Origin of the sequence: Yersinia vastinensis, from assembly GCF_044905075.1 — a bacterium.
GTDB classification, from domain to species: domain Bacteria; phylum Pseudomonadota; class Gammaproteobacteria; order Enterobacterales; family Enterobacteriaceae; genus Yersinia; species Yersinia vastinensis.
On sequence record NZ_CP173260.1, the window covers coordinates 1,744,421 to 1,763,009 of the forward strand.

The window sequence follows — 18,589 nt, forward strand, 5'->3', positions numbered from 1 at the left end:
AGTTGTCGCCCTTTATTGTTGAAGCCGCAGAGAGTTAGTTACACGCCACTATCTTGATTGCCAAGCCACCACGAGACGTCTCGCGGTATTTTGAATTCATGTCTTTGCCGGTTTCATACATGGTTTCGATGACTTTATCCAGACAAACACTCGGTTCACTGGTCCGGCGCAGCGCCATACGGGCTGAGTTGACGGCTTGTACGGCAGAAATGGCATTTCGTTCAATGCATGGAACCTGAACTTGCCCTGCCACCGGATCGCAGGTCAGGCCGAGGTTATGTTCCATGGCGATTTCAGCGGCAATGCAGACCTGAGCAGGGCTGCCACCCATTAATTCAGCCAGTCCAGCTGCGGCCATTGAACAGGCAACCCCTACTTCTCCCTGACATCCCACCTCTGCGCCAGAAATGGATGCATTCATTTTATACAGTGCACCAATAACCCCAGACACCAAGAAATAGCGACTGTAGGAATTCTCATTCACTGGGCGAATGAATTTATCGTAGTAAGCCAAAACAGCCGGGATAATACCGCAAGCCCCATTTGTTGGTGCCGTCACGACTCGCCCGCCTGCGGCATTTTCTTCGTTAACGGCCAAAGCGTACATATTGATCCAATCCACCACCATCATCGGATCGGCATTATGTTTATCTGTCGTGACCAACATACGGCGCAGTGCCGCAGCACGGCGAGGAACTTTCATTGGGCCGGGTAAGAGGCCCTCAGTATTAATACCGCGCTCAATACCTGCACGCATCACATCCCAAATCGCCGCAAAGTGAGCACTTATCTCGGCTTTACTGTGTAAAGCCAGCTCATTTTGCATCACTAAACCGGATAGTGACAACCCAGTATCTTTACAGTGTTTTTGTAAGTCACGGGCAGAATTGAATGGGTAGGGCACAGAAACCGCATGGGTATCTTGCTGGCCAAAATGCGCCTCATCGACAATAAACCCGCCGCCGATGGAGTAGTAAGTTTTACTGAAAATACACTCATCACCTGCATGTGCGCTGATGGTCATGCCATTTTCATGTAACGGCAAGTTGGTTTCATGGAAATTCATTCCGCCCTTTGCAGGGAAATCAACTTCATGAGCACCATTGGCGAGTAACAGGCGCTCGCGCGATTCTACATCGCGGATAAATCCGGGGATTGCATCAATATCAACAGTATCGGGCAGATTCCCTGCCAGCCCCATGATAATGGCAATATCGGTATGGTGACCTTTACCGGTAAGGGACAAAGAACCATAAACATCAACAGTGATTCGGGTGACAGCGGAAAGATGCCCTAAAGCGATTAAATCATCGGTGAACAACTTCCCGGCCTTCATGGGGCCGACGGTATGGGAGCTGGAAGGACCAATACCAATCTTAAAAATGTCAAAAACGCTGACCATATATTCGCCTCCTTCATGTTAAAGGCGTTATACCCGTATTGGGTAATATTATTAAAATGCTTACATTGCCGTGGAGTAGAAAGCCGGCGCGGACGCACCGGCTTTTGAAACGAATGACAACAACGGATGACGATAACAAGCTGGCCGTGGAAGTTGGCCAGCGTCAGCATCATTAACCGAACAGGCTGTACAAGATTGCTGAGATAGCAATGAGGCCCATAATAACCACGAATACGTTGCTGATGTGACCGCTGTACTTACGCATCGCTGGAACTTTATGGATGGCATACATTGGCATCAGGAACAGCAGCATCGCGATGATTGGGCCACCCAGTGTTTCAATCATGCCCAGAATACTTGGGTTTAAGGTAGCAACAATCCAGGTTGTTACTAGCATGAACAGCGCAGTAATGCGGTTTAGTTTGTCATGATTGATGGTTTTGCCTTTGCTACGCAGAGACTTGATCATCATGCCGTTAAAGCCTTCACGGGCGCCCAGATAGTGGCCCAGGAAAGATTTAGTGATGGCGATAAAGGCAATCACTGGCGCCATGTAGGCAATCATTGGGGTGTTAAAGTGGTTAGCCAAGTAAGACAGAATAGAGATGTTCTGGCTTTTTGCTTCAGCCAAATCGGCTGGAGACAGGCTCAATACGCAGCTGAATACGAAGAACATCACCGTAACAACCATCATGATGTGAGCAAAGGCTAAAATGCGAGAGCATTTTTTCTCAGCATCAACGCCGTATTCTTCACGTTTTGCTACCGCAAAAGCAGAGATGATTGGGGAGTGGTTGAATGAGAACACCATCACTGGAATGACTAGCCACAATGTCATCCACAGGCCACTGCCCGTACCGTTGCCGTCCATTGATACATGTTCGAATATTGCGCCTGACCAGTTAGGGATCAGGTAGACCGCCAACAACATCAATACAGCAACAAACGGGAAGACCAGAATACTCATTGCTTTCACAATGGCATGCTCACCAAAACGCACGATTGTCATCAAGCCGATAATCAAGATCAGCGACAGAATGGCACGCGGCGGAGAGGGGAGATGCATCTGGTGCGTGATGAAGCTATCAACAGTGTTGGTAATAGCCACACTGTAGACCAGCAAAATAGGGTAGATAGCGAAGAAGTAAAGCAGCGTAATCAGTTTGCCCGCGCCTTTACCAAAATGTTCTTCAACCACTTCAGTGATGTCTTCGCCAGGATTTTTCCCTGACAGCACAAAGCGACATAGACCACGGTGTGCGTAGAAAGTCATCGGGAAGGCAATAATCGCCATAACGATAAGCGGCAGAAGACCGCCGATACCCGCATTGATTGGCAGGAACAAGACACCTGCCCCGATTGCTGTGCCGTACAAACCCAACATCCACATGGTGTCACTTTTGCGCCATGTGCTTGTTGAAACTTTTCCCGTTGAGGCAATAGTGCCTGTTTGAGTAGTGTCCATGAAAAATCTCCATAGTGAACACGTTAATTTAAAATTAAGAGCCGAAAGTTAGGTGCCTGTAATGCCTTATTTGGCGACATCATCAGGCGAAAAATTCAGTCAAAACGATTTGTTTAAAATGTGTGCCCTGGTTATTGCGTTGGTGCCGTAGCCGTGCATTATATCTAAAAGTAAAAGTGCAAAATTTAACCGATATTAAGAGCGTCAATTCGCTTTATCGGATATTTTTGTTGTTCTAATGAGAACTCTAGTTTTTGCTGGCGGCAAGATAGCGATTTGTAGTGAAAACTACCGTGATCCTGCTCTCAAATGCTCAATAAAATCGTTCTTTATCACTTGTTGCGAATTTATGGCTGATTGTTATGTGAATGTTTATAATTCATCACTAAAAATAATAAAAATATCCATCTCTATAGTGATTAATAAATAAACAATTCATTTTTTATCCCCCGACTTCTTGCGGGGCAATATATTTTAACCATACGAATGAATCTAGTGAAAATCAGTTTTTTCACTGATTTATTGATGAATATCATTAATATAGAATAATGATTTAAATTTAACTTATTGATATCTATCTGTTTTTTATTTTTGTCTGCTTATTGATGAAACTAAGGTTGGAGAGGGGTAGAAACCGTTAAATAAGACCTAAAATGAAAGTTTTGCTATGAAATAAAAATAAGTCAGCGCGTGATTATTGGCAGCTTATACTTTATTTGTCATATAAATTTTTGCTGTTGGTAATTTGTCTGACAATAAAATAACGCTATTCTTTTACTCGAATGCATTAAAAGAATACAAAATGTTAAATTAATTTACTTTATGTTCGGGTTGCGCTGAAAAGCTAATTTCATAATGAAATTGTGTTTTAAAATTTTTATAGATTACAAATGGCATTTGGCCTCAATTAATATAAGGTTATTAGCTATGACTTATCTTGCTTAAATATAATACAGTTTTTAGATAATGCGCGGTTAACATTACCCACTCATAATTTACTGCGCTAAGATTTTTGCTATGTAATCAAGGCTAACACGCTTGATTAACTGCATAACGGGCATAGGGCTGCATCATAGGCAATATATCCGTGTAGTGAAGTAAGATGCGCATAAAACACGCATCTCTATCAGTAATGGGAGTCGTCAGTGGGGAGGGGGCGAGCTTAACGGTGAGTTATAATACCGTGCTGTGAAAAGAACTGACTGAATTCATCGTCCGGTTGTCGGTCAGTGACTAACTCATCAAAGAGTGTTAAATCACCAATTCTGGCGGGTTTCATCTTGCCAAATTTACTGTGGTCAGCGACCAGGATTTTATATTGGGATTTGGCTATGGCTTTCTGCTTCAATGGTAGTTCGTCGAAGTTGAAACAGGTGGCACCATACTCAACAGAAACACCCGCAGCGGAGATAAAAGCCTTGTTCGGGCAGACATTGTCCAGCTCATTGTGCTGGCTAATCGGGGTGAAAATATAGTTATTGGGCTTGAACTCACCACCGCACAAGATAACTTTGCAATTGGGTTTATCTTGTAGTGAAAGGAACGTGTTAAGGGAGTAACAAATGGCAGTAAATGACAGTTCTTCGTCTATTTCATCAATAATAGAAGGAATGGTGGTGCCGCAGTCAAAAAAAACCGTATCATTTTCCGCAATAAGACGGGCTGCCAGTTGGCCGATTCGGCGTTTTTCTTCCACCTGTTTGGCCTGTTGATCCGAAACAAAATAGTTATTGGCGTTATTGCTTTTGGGATCCATCACCACATAACCGCCCAGTAAAATAACGGCAGTAGGCTCGGCGCTGAGATCTCGCCGAATTGTCATTTCAGAAACACGCAACAAATTGGCTGCGTCTTTTAGATGGATTTTGTCGGAACGCTTAAGGGCCTGAGTTAGTTTATTGATTCGTTCAGCACGGCGAGTTTCCATAAGCTATCCCTGACAAGTTATTTTCAACGCCATGTATTATAAGCGATTTTTTGAAATGCAGTTTTGATGCGTGGTTGCAAAACAAAATAATGCAAAATAGACACAGCAATAAGTCAGCCCGGTAATCACCGGGCTGACAATAATTTAGTAACTTGATGCGGACACTGATTGGCCTGAAACGATAGCCACGCCAGAACTGGTACCAATTCGTGTCGCCCCAGCCTTAATCATAGTTTCAGCTGTTGCTCGGTCACGAACAGCACCCGATGCCTTAACCCCCATCACTGGGCCTACTGCGGCACGCATCAATTTTACATGTTCTTCTTTAGCGCCACCGGTACTAAAACCTGTTGAGGTTTTAACAAAGGCAACGTCAAGTTCACGACATATTTCACAAACTTGCACGATTTGTTCGTCGCTAAGCAAGCAAGTTTCTAATATTACCTTCAACGGTGTGGAGGCGCAATTATCGCGCACGGCCTTGATGTCAGCTTTAACAGCATCAATCTTACCGCTTTTTAACCAACCAACATTGATAACCATATCAATCTCTTGCGCACCGGCTTTGATAGCTGCCTGTGCTTCAAAGGCTTTGGCTTCGGTCAGCCCCGCCCCCAGAGGGAAACCAATAACTGAGCAGACTTTTACCGGGCTACCCGCTAATTGCTGTACCGCCAATGGAACGTATCCCGAGTTAACGCACACAGTATAAAAATGATGCTGTTTTGCTTCGTCACATAGCTTAATAATTTGTGCTTCAGTGGCGTCCATTGCCAGTAGAGTATGGTCAATGTAAGTCGCGTAATTGATCGTCATGATTATTATCCTTTGTTCATCTGTAAGTTAGTTCTGTTGTTATAATAATAACATTTTGAATGAAAAACAAAGATAATTATCACAATTTAAGCTGTTTTAGATTTTATTTTGTTATTTTAATAACATTTATTTTGATAAAATGAGCCAAGCATACATTCAGATTTAAATGTAATTAATTGATTTTAAGTTATTTTAAATGTCTGTCGAGCGATGAGAAAAGACATTGCCGGTCCTTTAGTTGACCGACAATGTAAAATAAATAACTTGAGAGGACGCTAGCTTCTGACCCACCCGCGGCTGATAGGTAAGGAAAAGCTCATGTGATAAAGGCGTTTCATGCCATTTGAGATAGCTTCTCCGAATAAATTCCACACCAACTGGGCGAACAGGCAGCCGACGATCCCGAGTAAAAAGGCCCCGACCATATCTAGTGGCCAATGGACACCCAGATAAACTCGTGACCAAGCAATTGCGATAGCCACACTCATCATCGTGATGGCAGACCAGAGTTTGTGCCAAAAAACAAAAGCTAAGGCAAAGGTAAAAATAGCGGTGCCGTGGTCACTGGGAAAAGAACTGTCCGGAGCGTGTGGCATGAAGTTGTAGCCGAAACCGACGACAAAAGGTCTGTCATGAGGGATCAACATGCCAATGCATGCGGCTGAGAGCATAGAGAATGCAAGTGCAATGGCGGCTTTGGTAACCATAGTACGCTGTATATCCATAGTCTCTTTCGGCCCCCACAACCAAAGTCCTACCAATAAAACGGGGATAATCATAATGACGTCACGCGCGATAAAAGTCGCCATAGAAATTAGCCATGCTGGGGATGCAGGGGTTGCATTTATCATGGAAAAGAAAAAATAATTCATCTGTTCTATCATTTTGTACCTTTATCACGGTTGTAATAACCGCTAATTATCCAAAACCCTGTTAACTGACTGAGCCATACCCACCAACCAGCCCACAGGTTGTGCGTTAGAAAATGTGCCCCTCGCATGATCTGACCAAACCCCATCAGCATGCCAAGACCGACACCGACAAACCAACACAGTGTGGCCAGACGTGGTCGCTCAGGGTAAAACAAGAAAAACAATGCCATGACTGCAAAACCGCTAGATGCGTGACCACCGGGGAAGCAATGACCGGGGCCTGCACCGACCGGGGCTGTTCCCATCAGTACATAACTGAAAGATTTACCGCCATATTCCACTAAATCCCAAGGGCAAGAGTGTGCACTGGTGGCTTTTAAGATGCCGACGACTAACGGGCCAACACCGAGTAGCAACATGGTGGTTATCAAACGCCCATTGCGACGATAAATTCCCCATAGCAATGTGACAATAGCCGCGCTGATAATGGCCTGCTTCAGTAACCGGTGATTCAGCAAATCGAGCCAGACATTATTCTCCCATGGAAAATTCTGACCAACCGGATCAAACCAGTAATTGCTAATAAGCCAATCCAACTGCTCATTGCGGGAAAGCCAGAGAAACAGCAATCCACTGATCAACAGACCAAAAACCTGCCAAAAATAAAAGGATAACGGCAATGAGTAAAGGGAGTTTGTCCTAATTATTGGTGCCGTTGAGGTATTATTTAATATCGACGTCACTACGTCAGATTGGGCGGTGGATTTGTTGGTCTTCACGAAATAACCTGAAGCAGAAGTAATGATGTGGGTACTGTAATAATGTTGCCTTAAGAAAGCCTTAAGAGCGAATAGGGAAAGGGAAAGTGGGGGCGCTTGAATTTCAGACAAGAAAAAACCCGATTAGTCTTGAACCTAAGAAGGCGGGACTATCGGGCTCCTCAATATGGGGACATCAAAGAAAAGCAGTGGCATTAATTCAGACCCCAACCTGGTAAGAAAGTTCTGGTCAAATGAAAAAAGTATAAAATAATGTTTAGCTTTCCCCTAAATGCACCTTTTTATGTGTTAGTTATGTGTTAGCCCAATATGCCCGGCCAGACAATCACGATTAACGAGCCTGCTAATGTCAACAGTACGTTCGCGATGGCATAAGTTCCTGCGTAACCCAGAGCTGGGATATTACTGCGGGCGGTGTCGCTGATGATATCCATCGCCGGGGCACAGGTACGTGCGCCCATGATTGCGCCAAAAAGCAGGGCGCGGTTCATGCGCAATACATAAGCACCAAAGATGAAGCAGATAACCACCGGCACTAAGCTGACTATCAGGCCGGAAATCAACATTTGCCCACCGACAGCGCCCAAGCTGCTGTTTATACCGCCACCCGCACTTAGCCCGACTCCCGCCATAAAGACCATTAGCCCGAATTCTTTCACCATATTAAGCGCCCCTTGCGGGATATAGCCAAAAGTGGGGTGATTAGCACGTAAAAATCCAAGCATGATGCCGGCCATGAGCAGGCCAGCCGCGTTACCAATACCGAAACTGAAATTACTGAATTGGAAGGTAATCAGGCCAATCATTAATCCCAAAATAAAAAATGCGCAGAAGGCCAGCAAGTCGGTAACTTGGCTGTGAATGGAGATGAAGCCGATTTTTTCCGCCACACTTTTTACCCGGCGAGCGTCACCACTGACTTGTAATACATCGCCTTTATTCAACACCACATTGTCATCAATCGGCATTTCAATCTGGCTGCGGATCACACGGTTAAGGAAGCAACCGTGGTCAGTCAGTTTTAAATGGCTAAGTCTTTTACCGACGGCATTACTGTTTTTGACCACAATTTCTTCGGTCACAATGCGCATGTCCAACAGGTCACGGTCAAAGACTTCTTTACCATTGCGAAAGCTCGGATCAAGGCGTGAGTGGGCATCTGGATAACCAACCAGCGAGATTTCATCACCCACTTGCAGTACCGCATCACCATCGGGGTTTGCCAGAATGCCATTGCGGCGAATACGTTCTATATAGCAACCCGTTTGACGATAGATCCCTAATTCACGGAGGTTTTTGCCATCAGCCCAAGCCACTAATTCCGGGCCAACCCGGTAGGCGCGAATAACGGGTAAATAAACTTTACGTTGGCTATCGGTATCAAGACCACGCTCACGAGCAATTTGCTGGGCGCTGGTGGGTAAGTCTTGGTGCTGAAGTTTTGGCAGATAACGCGCACCTAAAATCAGGCTGACCAGCCCGATAAGATAAGTCAGGGCATAACCCAAACTCAGATTGTCTTGAGCATGTTGCAGTGCTGGGTTATTGGCGATGGTATGGCGCAAAGTATCACCCGCCCCCACCAACACCGGGGTTGATGTCATGGAGCCTGCGAGCATCCCGGCGGTTAGACCGATATCCCAGCCAAATAGTTTGCCCAGACCGAGGGCCAAAATCATGGCGCTGCCAACCATGACTAAAGCAAGCATCAGGTAGTTTTTGCCGTCACGGAAGAAAATGGAGAAAAAGTTTGGACCGGCTTCAACGCCGACACAAAAAATAAACAGCATAAAGCCCAGATTCAGTGCTTCTGTATTAATGGTGAAATGCTGTTGTCCAAGCAACAGTGATACCACCAGCACACCGATGGCGTTGCCTAATTGGATAGGGCCGAGCCGCAGTTTTCCTAGGCATAATCCCAGCGCTAAAACTACGAATAACAGCAAGATGTAGTTGCCGTTTAACAAATTTGCGACGTTTATATTCACGAGTATGACTTTCTATTTTGCCCGGATGATGATTTACGATGCACACGCCCCTGAGTGAATGCCAGAGCGACACATATCTTTAAATTCAAAAGTTTTATCGCCAACCAAGAGATAAATATAGGCGACAGCGGGGTTATTCTAATCGGTCTGTTACGAGACAGCCAGTAGTAAGCAGAAAGTTTGGCACAGCCAGATAATTATGCTTGGCTATTTAACCGCCGCGGGCAGATATGCTGTCAATAAAGGGTAGGGGGGCAATAGTGGGGAAATGTTTTACTGTATCGGCTGTCATGGCCGCAATAAAAAAGGGTGTAAAAACACCCTTTATCGGTTCAGACTCGCCAAAATTGACGATAACCCTAATATGGGTATAGATAATTTCGGCTTTTTGCCCGTCAGATTACTGGAATAGGCTCAGATTTTGTTTAGCATAGGCTTCAAAATCAGTACAACCGCCAATGTGTTTTTCATCAATAAAGATTTGTGGCACGGTTTCTACTGGTTTACCAACAGTCTTTTCCAGATCCGCTTTAGTGATACCTTCCGCATGAATATCGATATAGCGGAATTTAAAATCGTCACGTTCAGTTTCCAGTTTCTCTGCCAGTTCTTTGGCACGAACACAGTAAGGACATCCAGGACGCCCGAAAATCACAGCAAACATGTAAAACTCCTTGATTAAATTGAGATAATCACTTCGCCAACAGTTACTGATATATTCAACTGTTAAATGACTTCTAGCGTATTACTCACTCTCACTGGGGTCTACTATGCCCTTTGGCGCAGTGAAAAAAAAGCAGGAATTGCCTGTTATTCTGATTAATCCTACCTATTTGCATCTCGATACTGTTACAAATAGTGGGTATTCAATACACTGGATAAAAGTTGGTACAGAGCTTATCGGAGGTAAAGATGCGCTCGTTAGGAGATATGCCCCGGATTGTGATTATTTCAGAAGCATTGGGGATGCTGTTACTGGTTGTGGCCTATTTGAGTATTAATGACTATTTGTCATTACCAGGCTCAATGGGAACACCGGCGGTTGCCGTGGCGATGATTTTTATCGGAATTGGCCTAATGCTGCCGGCTGCCGCTTATATTGTTTGGCGCGTTGCCAGTGGTTTTGGCCCGCTATTAGGCAGTGCGGATAGAATATCAAAGCCGCAATCCAAGAAAGAGTTAGATGAAGCACGAATCAAAAAGGAAAACAAATCAGAGTAAGGCCATATTGGTCTGTAGTGGGGAGCAAATTAGTCGGGATTGAAGTAGCGCTGTCGGTCAATATTCCGTAAGCTATGGCACTTTTCGTATTGTGAGAATCGTGAGGTAGGTAGTTATGGATTCACTCATCGTCCCGGATTTAGCCTTATTACGGCGTTGGCTGGATCAACTCGGTATCTCATTTTTTGAGTGCGATTCCTGCCAGGCGCTGCATTTGCCGCATATGCAAAATTTTGATGGCGTGTTTGATGCCAAAATCGATTTGGTTGATAACGTCATTTTGTTCTCGGCATTGGCTGAAGTCCGGCCAACTGCATTGATTCCACTCGTGGCGGATCTTAGCCAAATCAACGCCAGTTCGCTGACTGTGAAAGCCTTTATTGATATTCAAGATGATAATCTGCCGAAACTGATTGTCTGCCAGTCATTGACCGTTGAAGTTGGCGTAACTCTCGCTCAATTTGGCTATTTTATGCAACAGAGCGAAGAGCAGATTTCCATGATTATTCTGGAAGCGCGTAGCAATGATTTACTGTTCATTGGGAACGGTGATGATGATGAGCAGCCACAAACCGCTACAGCATACCCCGTTATTCATTAATTTATCCCCATATCAATATTCAGAGTGCTGCTGGTAACCAGTGGCACACTGCCATTCTCCCTGTAAACCATAAGATATTCTGCTTTTTACCCTCCTTTGCCAGATATTTATCGCCGTTTATGCCGTTAGTGGCGCATTACATAGATAAAATATGCATAAAAAATCGATAAAAGGCGTTTTTTACCCTAGAGTCTGGTGCAGATTGCGAAGTGCGGTTATGCTGCTGTTTCTGCAAAGGGCATAATATTTCCCACAAAATTTGTGATTGTTATTGTTAGGCTCATAATCACTCACCGTGCATAGTCATGCATCGGTATTTGTGGTAATCGCGCTCGGCAGGACAACGGTGTTGTATCCCCTCGGGTACAAATTTAGCGTACGACCTCACCCCCTATTTTGGAGGAGTTAACGGATGTTCACCCAACGTAAAAAGTGGTTATCGGGTGTTACTGCTGGCCTGTTAATGGCCGCGTCCGTCTCAGCATCCGCTGAGGAAAAAACACTGCACGTTTACAACTGGTCTGATTATATCGCGCCGGACACGCTGGCTAATTTCCAAAAAGAGACCGGCATTAAGGTTGTCTATGATGTGTTTGACTCCAACGAGGTGTTGGAAGGTAAGTTGATGGCAGGGAGTACCGGGTTTGACTTGGTGGTGCCATCAGCCAGTTTCCTTGAACGCCAATTGTCTGCTGGTGTATTTAAGCCGCTCGATAAAAGTAAATTACCTAATGACAAAAATCTCGATCCCGAACTGTTGGCTCTGGTCAGCAAGCATGATCCTGAGAACAAATTCGCTATCCCTTATTTGTGGGCAACGACAGGTATTGGCTATAACGTAGAAAAAGTAAAAGCAGCACTGGGGACTGATGCGCCGGTAAACAGTTGGGATTTGGTACTGAAACCTGAAAATCTTGAAAAACTGAAAAGTTGTGGCGTCTCTTTCCTTGATGCCCCGAGTGAGATTTTTGCTACGGTACTCAATTATCTGGGCAAAGATCCAAACAGTATTCAAGCTGCGGATTACACCGGCCCTGCCACTGATTTACTGCTGAAGTTGCGACCGAATATCCGCTATTTCCACTCGTCACAATATATTAATGATTTGGCCAATGGTGATATCTGTGTTGCGGTAGGTTGGGCTGGTGATGTTATGCAAGCCTCTAACCGCGCTAAAGAAGCTAAAAATGGGGTCAATGTGGCTTACAGCATTCCAAAGGAAGGGGCATTGGCTTTCTTTGATGTGTTTGCGATGCCATCGGATGCTAAAAATCAGGATGAAGCTTATCAGTTCTTGAATTATCTGATGCGCCCTGATGTGATTGCGAATATCAGTAACCACGTATTCTATGCCAATGCCAACAAAGCGGCGACTCCGTTGGTGAACGCAGAAGTGCGTGATAATCCGGGCATTTACCCGCCAGCAGATGTGCGCGCGAAAATGTTTACACTAAAAGTACAAGAGCCGAAGATTGATCGTGTAATCACCCGGGCTTGGACCAAAGTGAAAAGCGGTAAATAAGCCGATGGTGTGAATCAGTCATCTGGCGATGGCTGTTAACCCATTGATAAAAAGTAAAATAGACCATGGTAGGAACAGGGAGTATATCTTCCTGTTCCTGTTTTTTATTGTGCCGCACCTTGAATGCGGCCTGTTCTGCTTTTACGGAGAGCACGCTGAGTGAATGATGTAATTCCCCGCCCGCAGCCAAAATCTCAGAAGGTGTTTACCCCCTTGCTGGAGATTCGTAATTTAACCAAATCATTTGATGGTCAGGCTGCGGTAGATGATGTCAATTTGACCATCTATAAAGGTGAGATTTTTGCGCTGTTGGGGGCGTCAGGCTGTGGGAAATCCACCCTGTTGCGTATGCTGGCCGGTTTTGAGCAGCCGACTCAGGGGCAAATAGTTCTTGATGGGCAGGATTTATCGCACGTACCGCCTTATCAGCGCCCAATCAACATGATGTTTCAGTCTTATGCACTATTCCCACATATGACTGTTGAGCAAAATATCGCGTTTGGTTTGAAGCAGGATAAATTACCGACTGATGAAATTAAAAGCCGGGTAGCAGAGATGCTAACACTGGTGCACATGCAAGAGTTTGCCAAACGTAAACCGCACCAGTTATCTGGTGGTCAGCGCCAGCGAGTGGCTTTGGCGCGCAGTCTGGCCAAACGGCCAAAGCTGCTGCTGTTGGATGAGCCAATGGGGGCATTAGATAAAAAGCTGCGCGACCGCATGCAACTGGAAGTTGTGGATATTCTGGAGCGGGTAGGCGCGACTTGCGTCATGGTGACCCATGATCAGGAAGAAGCGATGACCATGGCTGGGCGCATTGCCATTATGAATCGTGGCAAGTTTGTACAAATTGGCGAACCTGAAGAGATTTATGAGCATCCAAACAGCAGATTCAGTGCTGAATTTATCGGCTCGGTGAATGTGTTTGAAGGCGTGCTAAAAGAACGTATGGATGAGGCGCTGATCATTGATAGCCCCGGTTTACGCCATCCGTTAAAAGTGGATTCTGATGCTTCGGTGGTTGACGGTGTCCCGGTCTTCGTTGCACTGCGCCCTGAAAAGGTCATGCTGTGTGAGCAGGTGCCGGAAGATGGGTGTAACTTTGCGGTGGGTGAAGTGGTGCATATTGCCTATCTGGGTGATTTGTCTATCTACCACGTAAAACTACACAGTGGGCAGATGCTCAGCGCGCAACTCCAGAATGGCCACCGTTACCGTAAAGGGATGCCAACCTGGGGTGATGAAGTGCAACTTTGCTGGGATGCTGATAGCTGCGTGGTGTTGGGAGCTTAATATTGTGATACCAGAATCTACCCGTGGAGCCGCAGAGCCACCGGCCCGAACCGTCGGGCCACTCAAGGCGCTGATACAACGTTTCCAGATGTTGCATGGCCGCAAGGTGGTCATTGCGATGCCTTATTTGTGGCTATTCCTGCTGTTTATGTTGCCATTTCTGATTGTGTTTAAAATCAGTCTAGCGGAAATGGCGCGTGCAGTTCCTCCTTATACTGATCTGGTGACCTGGCTTGACGGTAAGTTGGATATCTCGCTCAATTTGGGCAACTATCTGCAACTGCTTGATGATCCACTGTACATCGATGCCTACTTGCAATCACTCCAAGTGGCGGCGGTGTCGACGCTGTGCTGTTTGATTATTGGTTATCCATTGGCTTGGGCGATCGCCCACAGTAAATCATCCACACGCAATATCTTATTGTTGCTGGTTATCCTGCCATCATGGACATCATTCCTGATTCGGGTTTATGCCTGGATGGGCATTTTGAAAAATAACGGCATTCTAAACAACTTCCTGATGTGGGCTGGAGTTATTGATCAACCATTGGTCATTCTGCATACCAATTTGGCGGTATACATTGGTGTGGTCTATTCCTATCTGCCTTTTATGGTATTGCCTATCTATACCGCATTGACCCGGCTGGATTACTCATTGGTTGAAGCCGCGCTGGACTTAGGGGCCAAACCATTTAAAACCTTTGTCAGTGTGATTGTGCCGTTGACCAAAGGTGGGATAGTGGCCGGATCTATGCTGGTCTTTATTCCAGCCGTCGGTGAGTTTGTTATTCCTGAACTGCTCGGAGGGCCAGATAGCATCATGATTGGCCGTATTTTGTGGCAGGAATTCTTCAATAACCGCGACTGGCCGGTGGCCTCTGCGGTCGCGACTGTCATGCTGGTATTGCTGATTGCGCCAATACTCTGGTTCCATAAGCACCAGAATAAAGAGATAGGAGGCTCGGTATGAATAACCTGCCGGAAGTGCGTTCGGTTTGGCGCCGGGCTATTTTGATTGTCGGCTATACATTCTTGTATGCACCAATGCTGATGTTGGTTATCTACTCATTTAACAGTTCAAAGCTAGTCACTGTATGGGCGGGGTGGTCAACACGTTGGTATACCGAGCTTTTTAATGACTCGGCGATGATATCAGCCGTCGGATTAAGTCTAACTATCGCAGCGGCCTCTGCCACGATGGCGGTGGTACTGGGGACGATAGCCGCAGTCGTTATGGTGCGTTTCGGGCGTTTTCGAGGATCCACTGGTTTTGCTTTTATGCTGACAGCCCCACTGGTGATGCCCGATGTTATCACCGGCTTGTCTCTATTATTGCTGTTCGTGGCGATGGGCCACGCGATTGGCTGGCCAGCGGAACGCGGGATGTTCACTATCTGGTTGGCTCATGTGACTTTCTGTACCGCCTATGTGACGGTGGTGATTAGCTCTCGTTTGCGCGAGTTGGACCGCTCAATTGAAGAAGCCGCAATGGATCTAGGGGCGACACCATTGAAAGTCTTTTTTGTGATTACTGTACCGATGATAGCGCCGGCGTTAATTTCCGGTTGGTTGTTAGCCTTTACTTTATCACTGGATGATTTGGTCATCGCCAGTTTCGTGGCCGGGCCGGGGGCGACAACCTTGCCGATGCTGGTGTTCTCCAGTGTCCGTATGGGGGTTAACCCAGAAATAAATGCGCTGGCGACGCTTATCTTACTGGTGGTTGGGATTATCGGCTTAATTGCGTGGTGGTTTATGTCTCGTTCGGAAAAACAGCGGTTACGCGAATTACGTAAAGCTGCCCGTAGCTGATTAGCCTGAAAACTGTTAGTCTTTCATCATCTTCTGACGCCGTGTAAAAACGGCGTTATTGTCAGGGATAACATTAGGTTGCAAAACCCTAACAGGGAGACAGACAGGGCAATATGAGATCGTTATTTTCATCCCCAGCGTTTTCATCTGCAGCCACCACTCCTGTGCCGGTATTAATTGCCGGAACGGCCATTATTGCTACCCGTATTCTCGGGGTATTGTTGTTAGTTGCCGAACTGGGTTGGCGTGGTACTGGCAGCTTTATTCATGAAAGCCTGCAAAGCTGGGATTCTGGTCTGGTCTTTGTTATCAGTATATTACTGCTGCTACTGGAAATTGTGTGTGGCGTTGCGGTGTGTCTGCGGCAAAACTGGGCGCGTTGGTTTTATCTGGTTTGCCAATTACTTGTCATTATCTATTTGTTAATGGTCTCACTGGATTGGTTAACGTTGGATGTGGATGTTTTCCGCGTTGATGGGGATACCAGCGCTGAAATTTTGCATAGTCTGCTGTTACAGAAAATCCCGGATGCAGTGATTATCGGTTTGTTATTTTTCCCTTGGCACCGCTATTCCCGCGCGTCAAAATGAGTGTTTAGCGTTACACAGTGCTACAATCCGTTCCCACCAACAGCCTCGGCTGAAAATTATTCAACGTCTCAGATTATAACGGTTAATTATTAATGCATTGCGCACAGTATACGGCGGGTCGCTGCCGTTCCTGTCAGTGGCTGGAGAAACCTTATTCTCAGCAACTGGCCGACAAACAACATCATTTGGACAGCTTATTATCCGGTCACGCCGTAGCTCAATGGCTTGAGCCGGTTTTTGGTCGTGAAAGTGCTTTTCGTAATAAAGCGAAAATGGTGGTCAGTGGCAGTGTCGAGCGCCCGCTATTGGGGATGTTGCATCGTGACGGTAGTGCCGTTGATTTATGCGATTGTCCACTTTATCCAGCCAGTTTCGCCCCCGTTTTTACGGTGCTTAAAACCTTTATCGCCCGCGCGGGGTTGACGCCCTATAACGTTGCCCGTAAGCGCGGTGAGCTGAAATTCCTGCTATTGACTGAAAGTACGTATAGCGGTGAGTTAATGCTGCGCTTTGTGTTGCGCTCTGAAACGAAATTGGCGCAACTGCGGGCGGCTTTGCCGTGGTTGCAGCAACAATTGCCTCAACTGGCGGTTATCTCGGCCAATATTCAGCCAGTCCATATGGCGATTTTGGAAGGAGAGCAAGAGATTGCATTAACGGAGCAGCAGGCGCTACCGGAGTTATTCAATCAAGTGCCGCTATTTATCCGCCCACAAAGTTTTTTCCAGACCAACCCGCAGATGGCAGCCTCACTGTATGCCACAGCGCGCCAATGGGTGCGTGAGCTAAATATTGAGAGCATGTGGGATTTATTCTGTGGGGTAGGAGGCTTTGGTTTGCACTGTGCTGATGCCACCACTCGGTTGACGGGCATCGAAATTAGTGCCGAGGCCATTGCCTGTGCACAGCAGTCAGCGAATCATTTGGGGCTAAAGAATGTCAATTTTGCCGCGCTCGATTCAACCCGTTTTGCAACCAGTGAGGCTCAAGTGCCCCAGTTGGTTTTGGTCAACCCGCCGCGCCGAGGAATTGGTACTGAATTGTGCTGTTATCTCAGCCAGATGGCACCTAAATTTATTCTCTATTCAAGCTGTAATGCACAAACGATGGTAAAAGATATTGGCCAGTTAACGGATTATCGTATTGAACGGGTTCAGTTGTTCGATATGTTCCCGCACACCAGCCATTATGAAGTGCTGACCCTACTGGCCTTTCGCCCTTAAAGCCGCAGGAGGAGCTGTGCTCACTTACCCGAATCACTTACCTGAGTAAGTTTTACGGGATAAGTTCGCTGGCCACCTACCTGCAACACCAATGACGTTGGATAAGTGTTTCAAAAGAGGAATCAGTTAGGGAACCATTTATCATTGATGGCTTTATACGTCCCATCTGCTTTCACTGCATCAATTGCTTTATTCAATTTTTCTAACAACACGGTGTTATCAGGGCGCACGGCGATACCCAAGCCAGTACCGAAGTATTGCGGATCCGTCACATGCTCACCCACGGACGCCAGATTCGGGTTGGTTTTCAGCCACTCATTTACAACGGCTGTGTCACCGAACACCCCATCAATACGGCCATTTTTCAGATCGATAATCGCATTTTGGTAGCTGTCATAAGCCACTGTTTGAATTTTAGGGTGCTTATCTTGCAAGTATTTCTGATGCGTGGTGCCATTTTCCATACCGATCTTTTTACCTTTCAGGTCAGCAATAGAACTGAATTTACCTTTCGTAGCGATGACAATGGCAGAGTTAGCATAGTAAGGCTGGGTAAATGCCACTTGCTTGCTACGTTCAGGCGTGATGTCCATACCGGAAATCACGGCATCGTAACGTTTGAATTTAAGCGCCGGAATCAAACTATCAAAAGCCTGATTGGTGAAAGTACAGTTGGCTTCCATCTGTTTGCATAATGCTTTTGCCAAATCCATATCGAATCCGACAATTTCGTTATCGGCACCGATAGATTCGAAAGGAGGGTAGGTTGCTGACGCGGCAAAACGGATGGTGTCTGCGGCAGTTGCGCTAAAAACCATACCACTTAAGATTGATGCCAATAGTAACTTTTTCATGCTTAAACTCCTGTCTGAATTTTTTTAATAGAATAGGCTGTTAGTTATTGATTTTATTATTTCTGGTGATGCTTTATCGCGATTTATTCGGATGATTGATGGTATTTACATTGCCATTTTATGAATTTATATGCAAGTAATGTGATTAAAAATTTAGTTTTTATTTTTGTGATAAAAGAAGAGGGAGATATTTTGATGGATATTCATTTAGGTGTTCGGTTCGG

At 45.8% G+C, this 18,589-nt stretch carries 17 protein-coding genes; 8 read left to right on the forward strand and 9 right to left on the reverse strand.

Annotated elements, in window-relative coordinates; translation table 11 throughout:
• Window positions 1-34: 34 nt before the first annotated feature.
• The 8 genes from ACIOG0_RS08125 to ACIOG0_RS08160 all read right to left on the reverse strand — a co-directional run bounded on the left by ACIOG0_RS08125 (window position 35) and on the right by ACIOG0_RS08160 (window position 9,913).
• The gene (locus ACIOG0_RS08125) at window positions 35-1,402 is read right to left on the reverse strand and encodes an L-serine ammonia-lyase (RefSeq protein ID WP_050097070.1); all 1,368 of its coding nucleotides are present in this window, start codon (window positions 1,400-1,402) and stop codon (window positions 35-37) included.
• A gap of 172 nt (window positions 1,403-1,574) precedes the next feature.
• Entirely contained in the window at window positions 1,575-2,867 is a 1,293-nt protein-coding gene (locus ACIOG0_RS08130) for an HAAAP family serine/threonine permease (protein WP_050097071.1), read from the reverse strand.
• Between the two features lie 1,162 nt (window positions 2,868-4,029).
• The gene (gene deoR / locus ACIOG0_RS08135; RefSeq protein WP_050097072.1) at window positions 4,030-4,794 is read right to left on the reverse strand and encodes a DNA-binding transcriptional repressor DeoR; all 765 of its coding nucleotides are present in this window, start codon (window positions 4,792-4,794) and stop codon (window positions 4,030-4,032) included.
• Window positions 4,795-4,938: 144 nt separating this feature from the next.
• Window positions 4,939-5,610: a deoxyribose-phosphate aldolase gene (gene deoC, locus ACIOG0_RS08140; protein WP_050097073.1), complete on the reverse strand. Its 672-nt coding sequence runs from the start codon at window positions 5,608-5,610 to the stop codon at window positions 4,939-4,941.
• Window positions 5,611-5,885: 275 nt separating this feature from the next.
• Window positions 5,886-6,491, reverse strand: a complete 606-nt coding sequence (gene ybjG / locus ACIOG0_RS08145) for an undecaprenyl-diphosphate phosphatase (RefSeq protein ID WP_164908311.1) — start codon at window positions 6,489-6,491, stop codon at window positions 5,886-5,888.
• Complete coding sequence (locus ACIOG0_RS08150; protein WP_050295312.1) at window positions 6,491-7,162, reverse strand: phosphatase PAP2 family protein; 672 nt, start codon at window positions 7,160-7,162, stop codon at window positions 6,491-6,493. The genes ybjG and ACIOG0_RS08150 overlap by 1 nt, the downstream gene beginning before the upstream one ends.
• A gap of 398 nt (window positions 7,163-7,560) precedes the next feature.
• Complete coding sequence (locus ACIOG0_RS08155; protein ID WP_050077825.1) at window positions 7,561-9,249, reverse strand: aspartate:alanine antiporter; 1,689 nt, start codon at window positions 9,247-9,249, stop codon at window positions 7,561-7,563.
• A 400-nt stretch (window positions 9,250-9,649) separates the two neighbouring features.
• Window positions 9,650-9,913 carry a GrxA family glutaredoxin gene (locus tag ACIOG0_RS08160; RefSeq protein ID WP_004710767.1) on the reverse strand — a complete coding sequence of 88 codons (264 nt, stop codon included), beginning with the start codon at window positions 9,911-9,913 and terminating at the stop codon, window positions 9,650-9,652.
• A 248-nt stretch (window positions 9,914-10,161) separates the two neighbouring features.
• Here ACIOG0_RS08160 and ACIOG0_RS08165 point away from each other — a divergent pair, with 248 nt between their 5' ends.
• The 8 genes from ACIOG0_RS08165 (at window position 10,162) to rlmC (ending at window position 17,511) form a co-directional block, all read left to right on the forward strand.
• Window positions 10,162-10,470, forward strand: a complete 309-nt coding sequence (locus ACIOG0_RS08165; RefSeq protein WP_050097076.1) for a YbjC family protein — start codon at window positions 10,162-10,164, stop codon at window positions 10,468-10,470.
• Between the two features lie 115 nt (window positions 10,471-10,585).
• Window positions 10,586-11,071 carry a YbjN domain-containing protein gene (locus ACIOG0_RS08170; protein WP_050097077.1) on the forward strand — a complete coding sequence of 162 codons (486 nt, stop codon included), beginning with the start codon at window positions 10,586-10,588 and terminating at the stop codon, window positions 11,069-11,071.
• Between the two features lie 412 nt (window positions 11,072-11,483).
• Window positions 11,484-12,593, forward strand: a complete 1,110-nt coding sequence (gene potF / locus ACIOG0_RS08175) for a spermidine/putrescine ABC transporter substrate-binding protein PotF (RefSeq protein WP_050295314.1) — start codon at window positions 11,484-11,486, stop codon at window positions 12,591-12,593.
• Window positions 12,594-12,752: 159 nt separating this feature from the next.
• Window positions 12,753-13,886, forward strand: coding sequence for a putrescine ABC transporter ATP-binding subunit PotG (gene potG, locus ACIOG0_RS08180; RefSeq protein ID WP_050097079.1), 1,134 nt, complete (start codon window positions 12,753-12,755; stop codon window positions 13,884-13,886).
• Window positions 13,887-13,890: 4 nt separating this feature from the next.
• Window positions 13,891-14,856, forward strand: coding sequence for a putrescine ABC transporter permease PotH (potH, locus tag ACIOG0_RS08185; protein ID WP_050097735.1), 966 nt, complete (start codon window positions 13,891-13,893; stop codon window positions 14,854-14,856).
• The gene (potI, locus tag ACIOG0_RS08190; protein ID WP_050295315.1) at window positions 14,853-15,698 is read left to right on the forward strand and encodes a putrescine ABC transporter permease PotI; all 846 of its coding nucleotides are present in this window, start codon (window positions 14,853-14,855) and stop codon (window positions 15,696-15,698) included. The genes potH and potI overlap by 4 nt, the downstream gene beginning before the upstream one ends.
• A gap of 113 nt (window positions 15,699-15,811) precedes the next feature.
• Window positions 15,812-16,288, forward strand: a complete 477-nt coding sequence (locus tag ACIOG0_RS08195; protein ID WP_050097081.1) for a YbjO family protein — start codon at window positions 15,812-15,814, stop codon at window positions 16,286-16,288.
• Window positions 16,289-16,380: 92 nt separating this feature from the next.
• Window positions 16,381-17,511 (forward strand): 23S rRNA (uracil(747)-C(5))-methyltransferase RlmC, encoded by a 1,131-nt coding sequence (gene rlmC, locus ACIOG0_RS08200; RefSeq protein WP_128450880.1) that lies wholly within the window; start codon window positions 16,381-16,383, stop codon window positions 17,509-17,511.
• A 122-nt stretch (window positions 17,512-17,633) separates the two neighbouring features.
• Here rlmC and ACIOG0_RS08205 read toward each other — a convergent pair whose 3' ends face one another.
• On the reverse strand, window positions 17,634-18,365 hold the full coding sequence (locus ACIOG0_RS08205; RefSeq protein WP_404705002.1) for an arginine ABC transporter substrate-binding protein: 732 nt from the start codon (window positions 18,363-18,365) through the stop codon (window positions 17,634-17,636).
• Window positions 18,366-18,589: the final 224 nt, after the last annotated feature.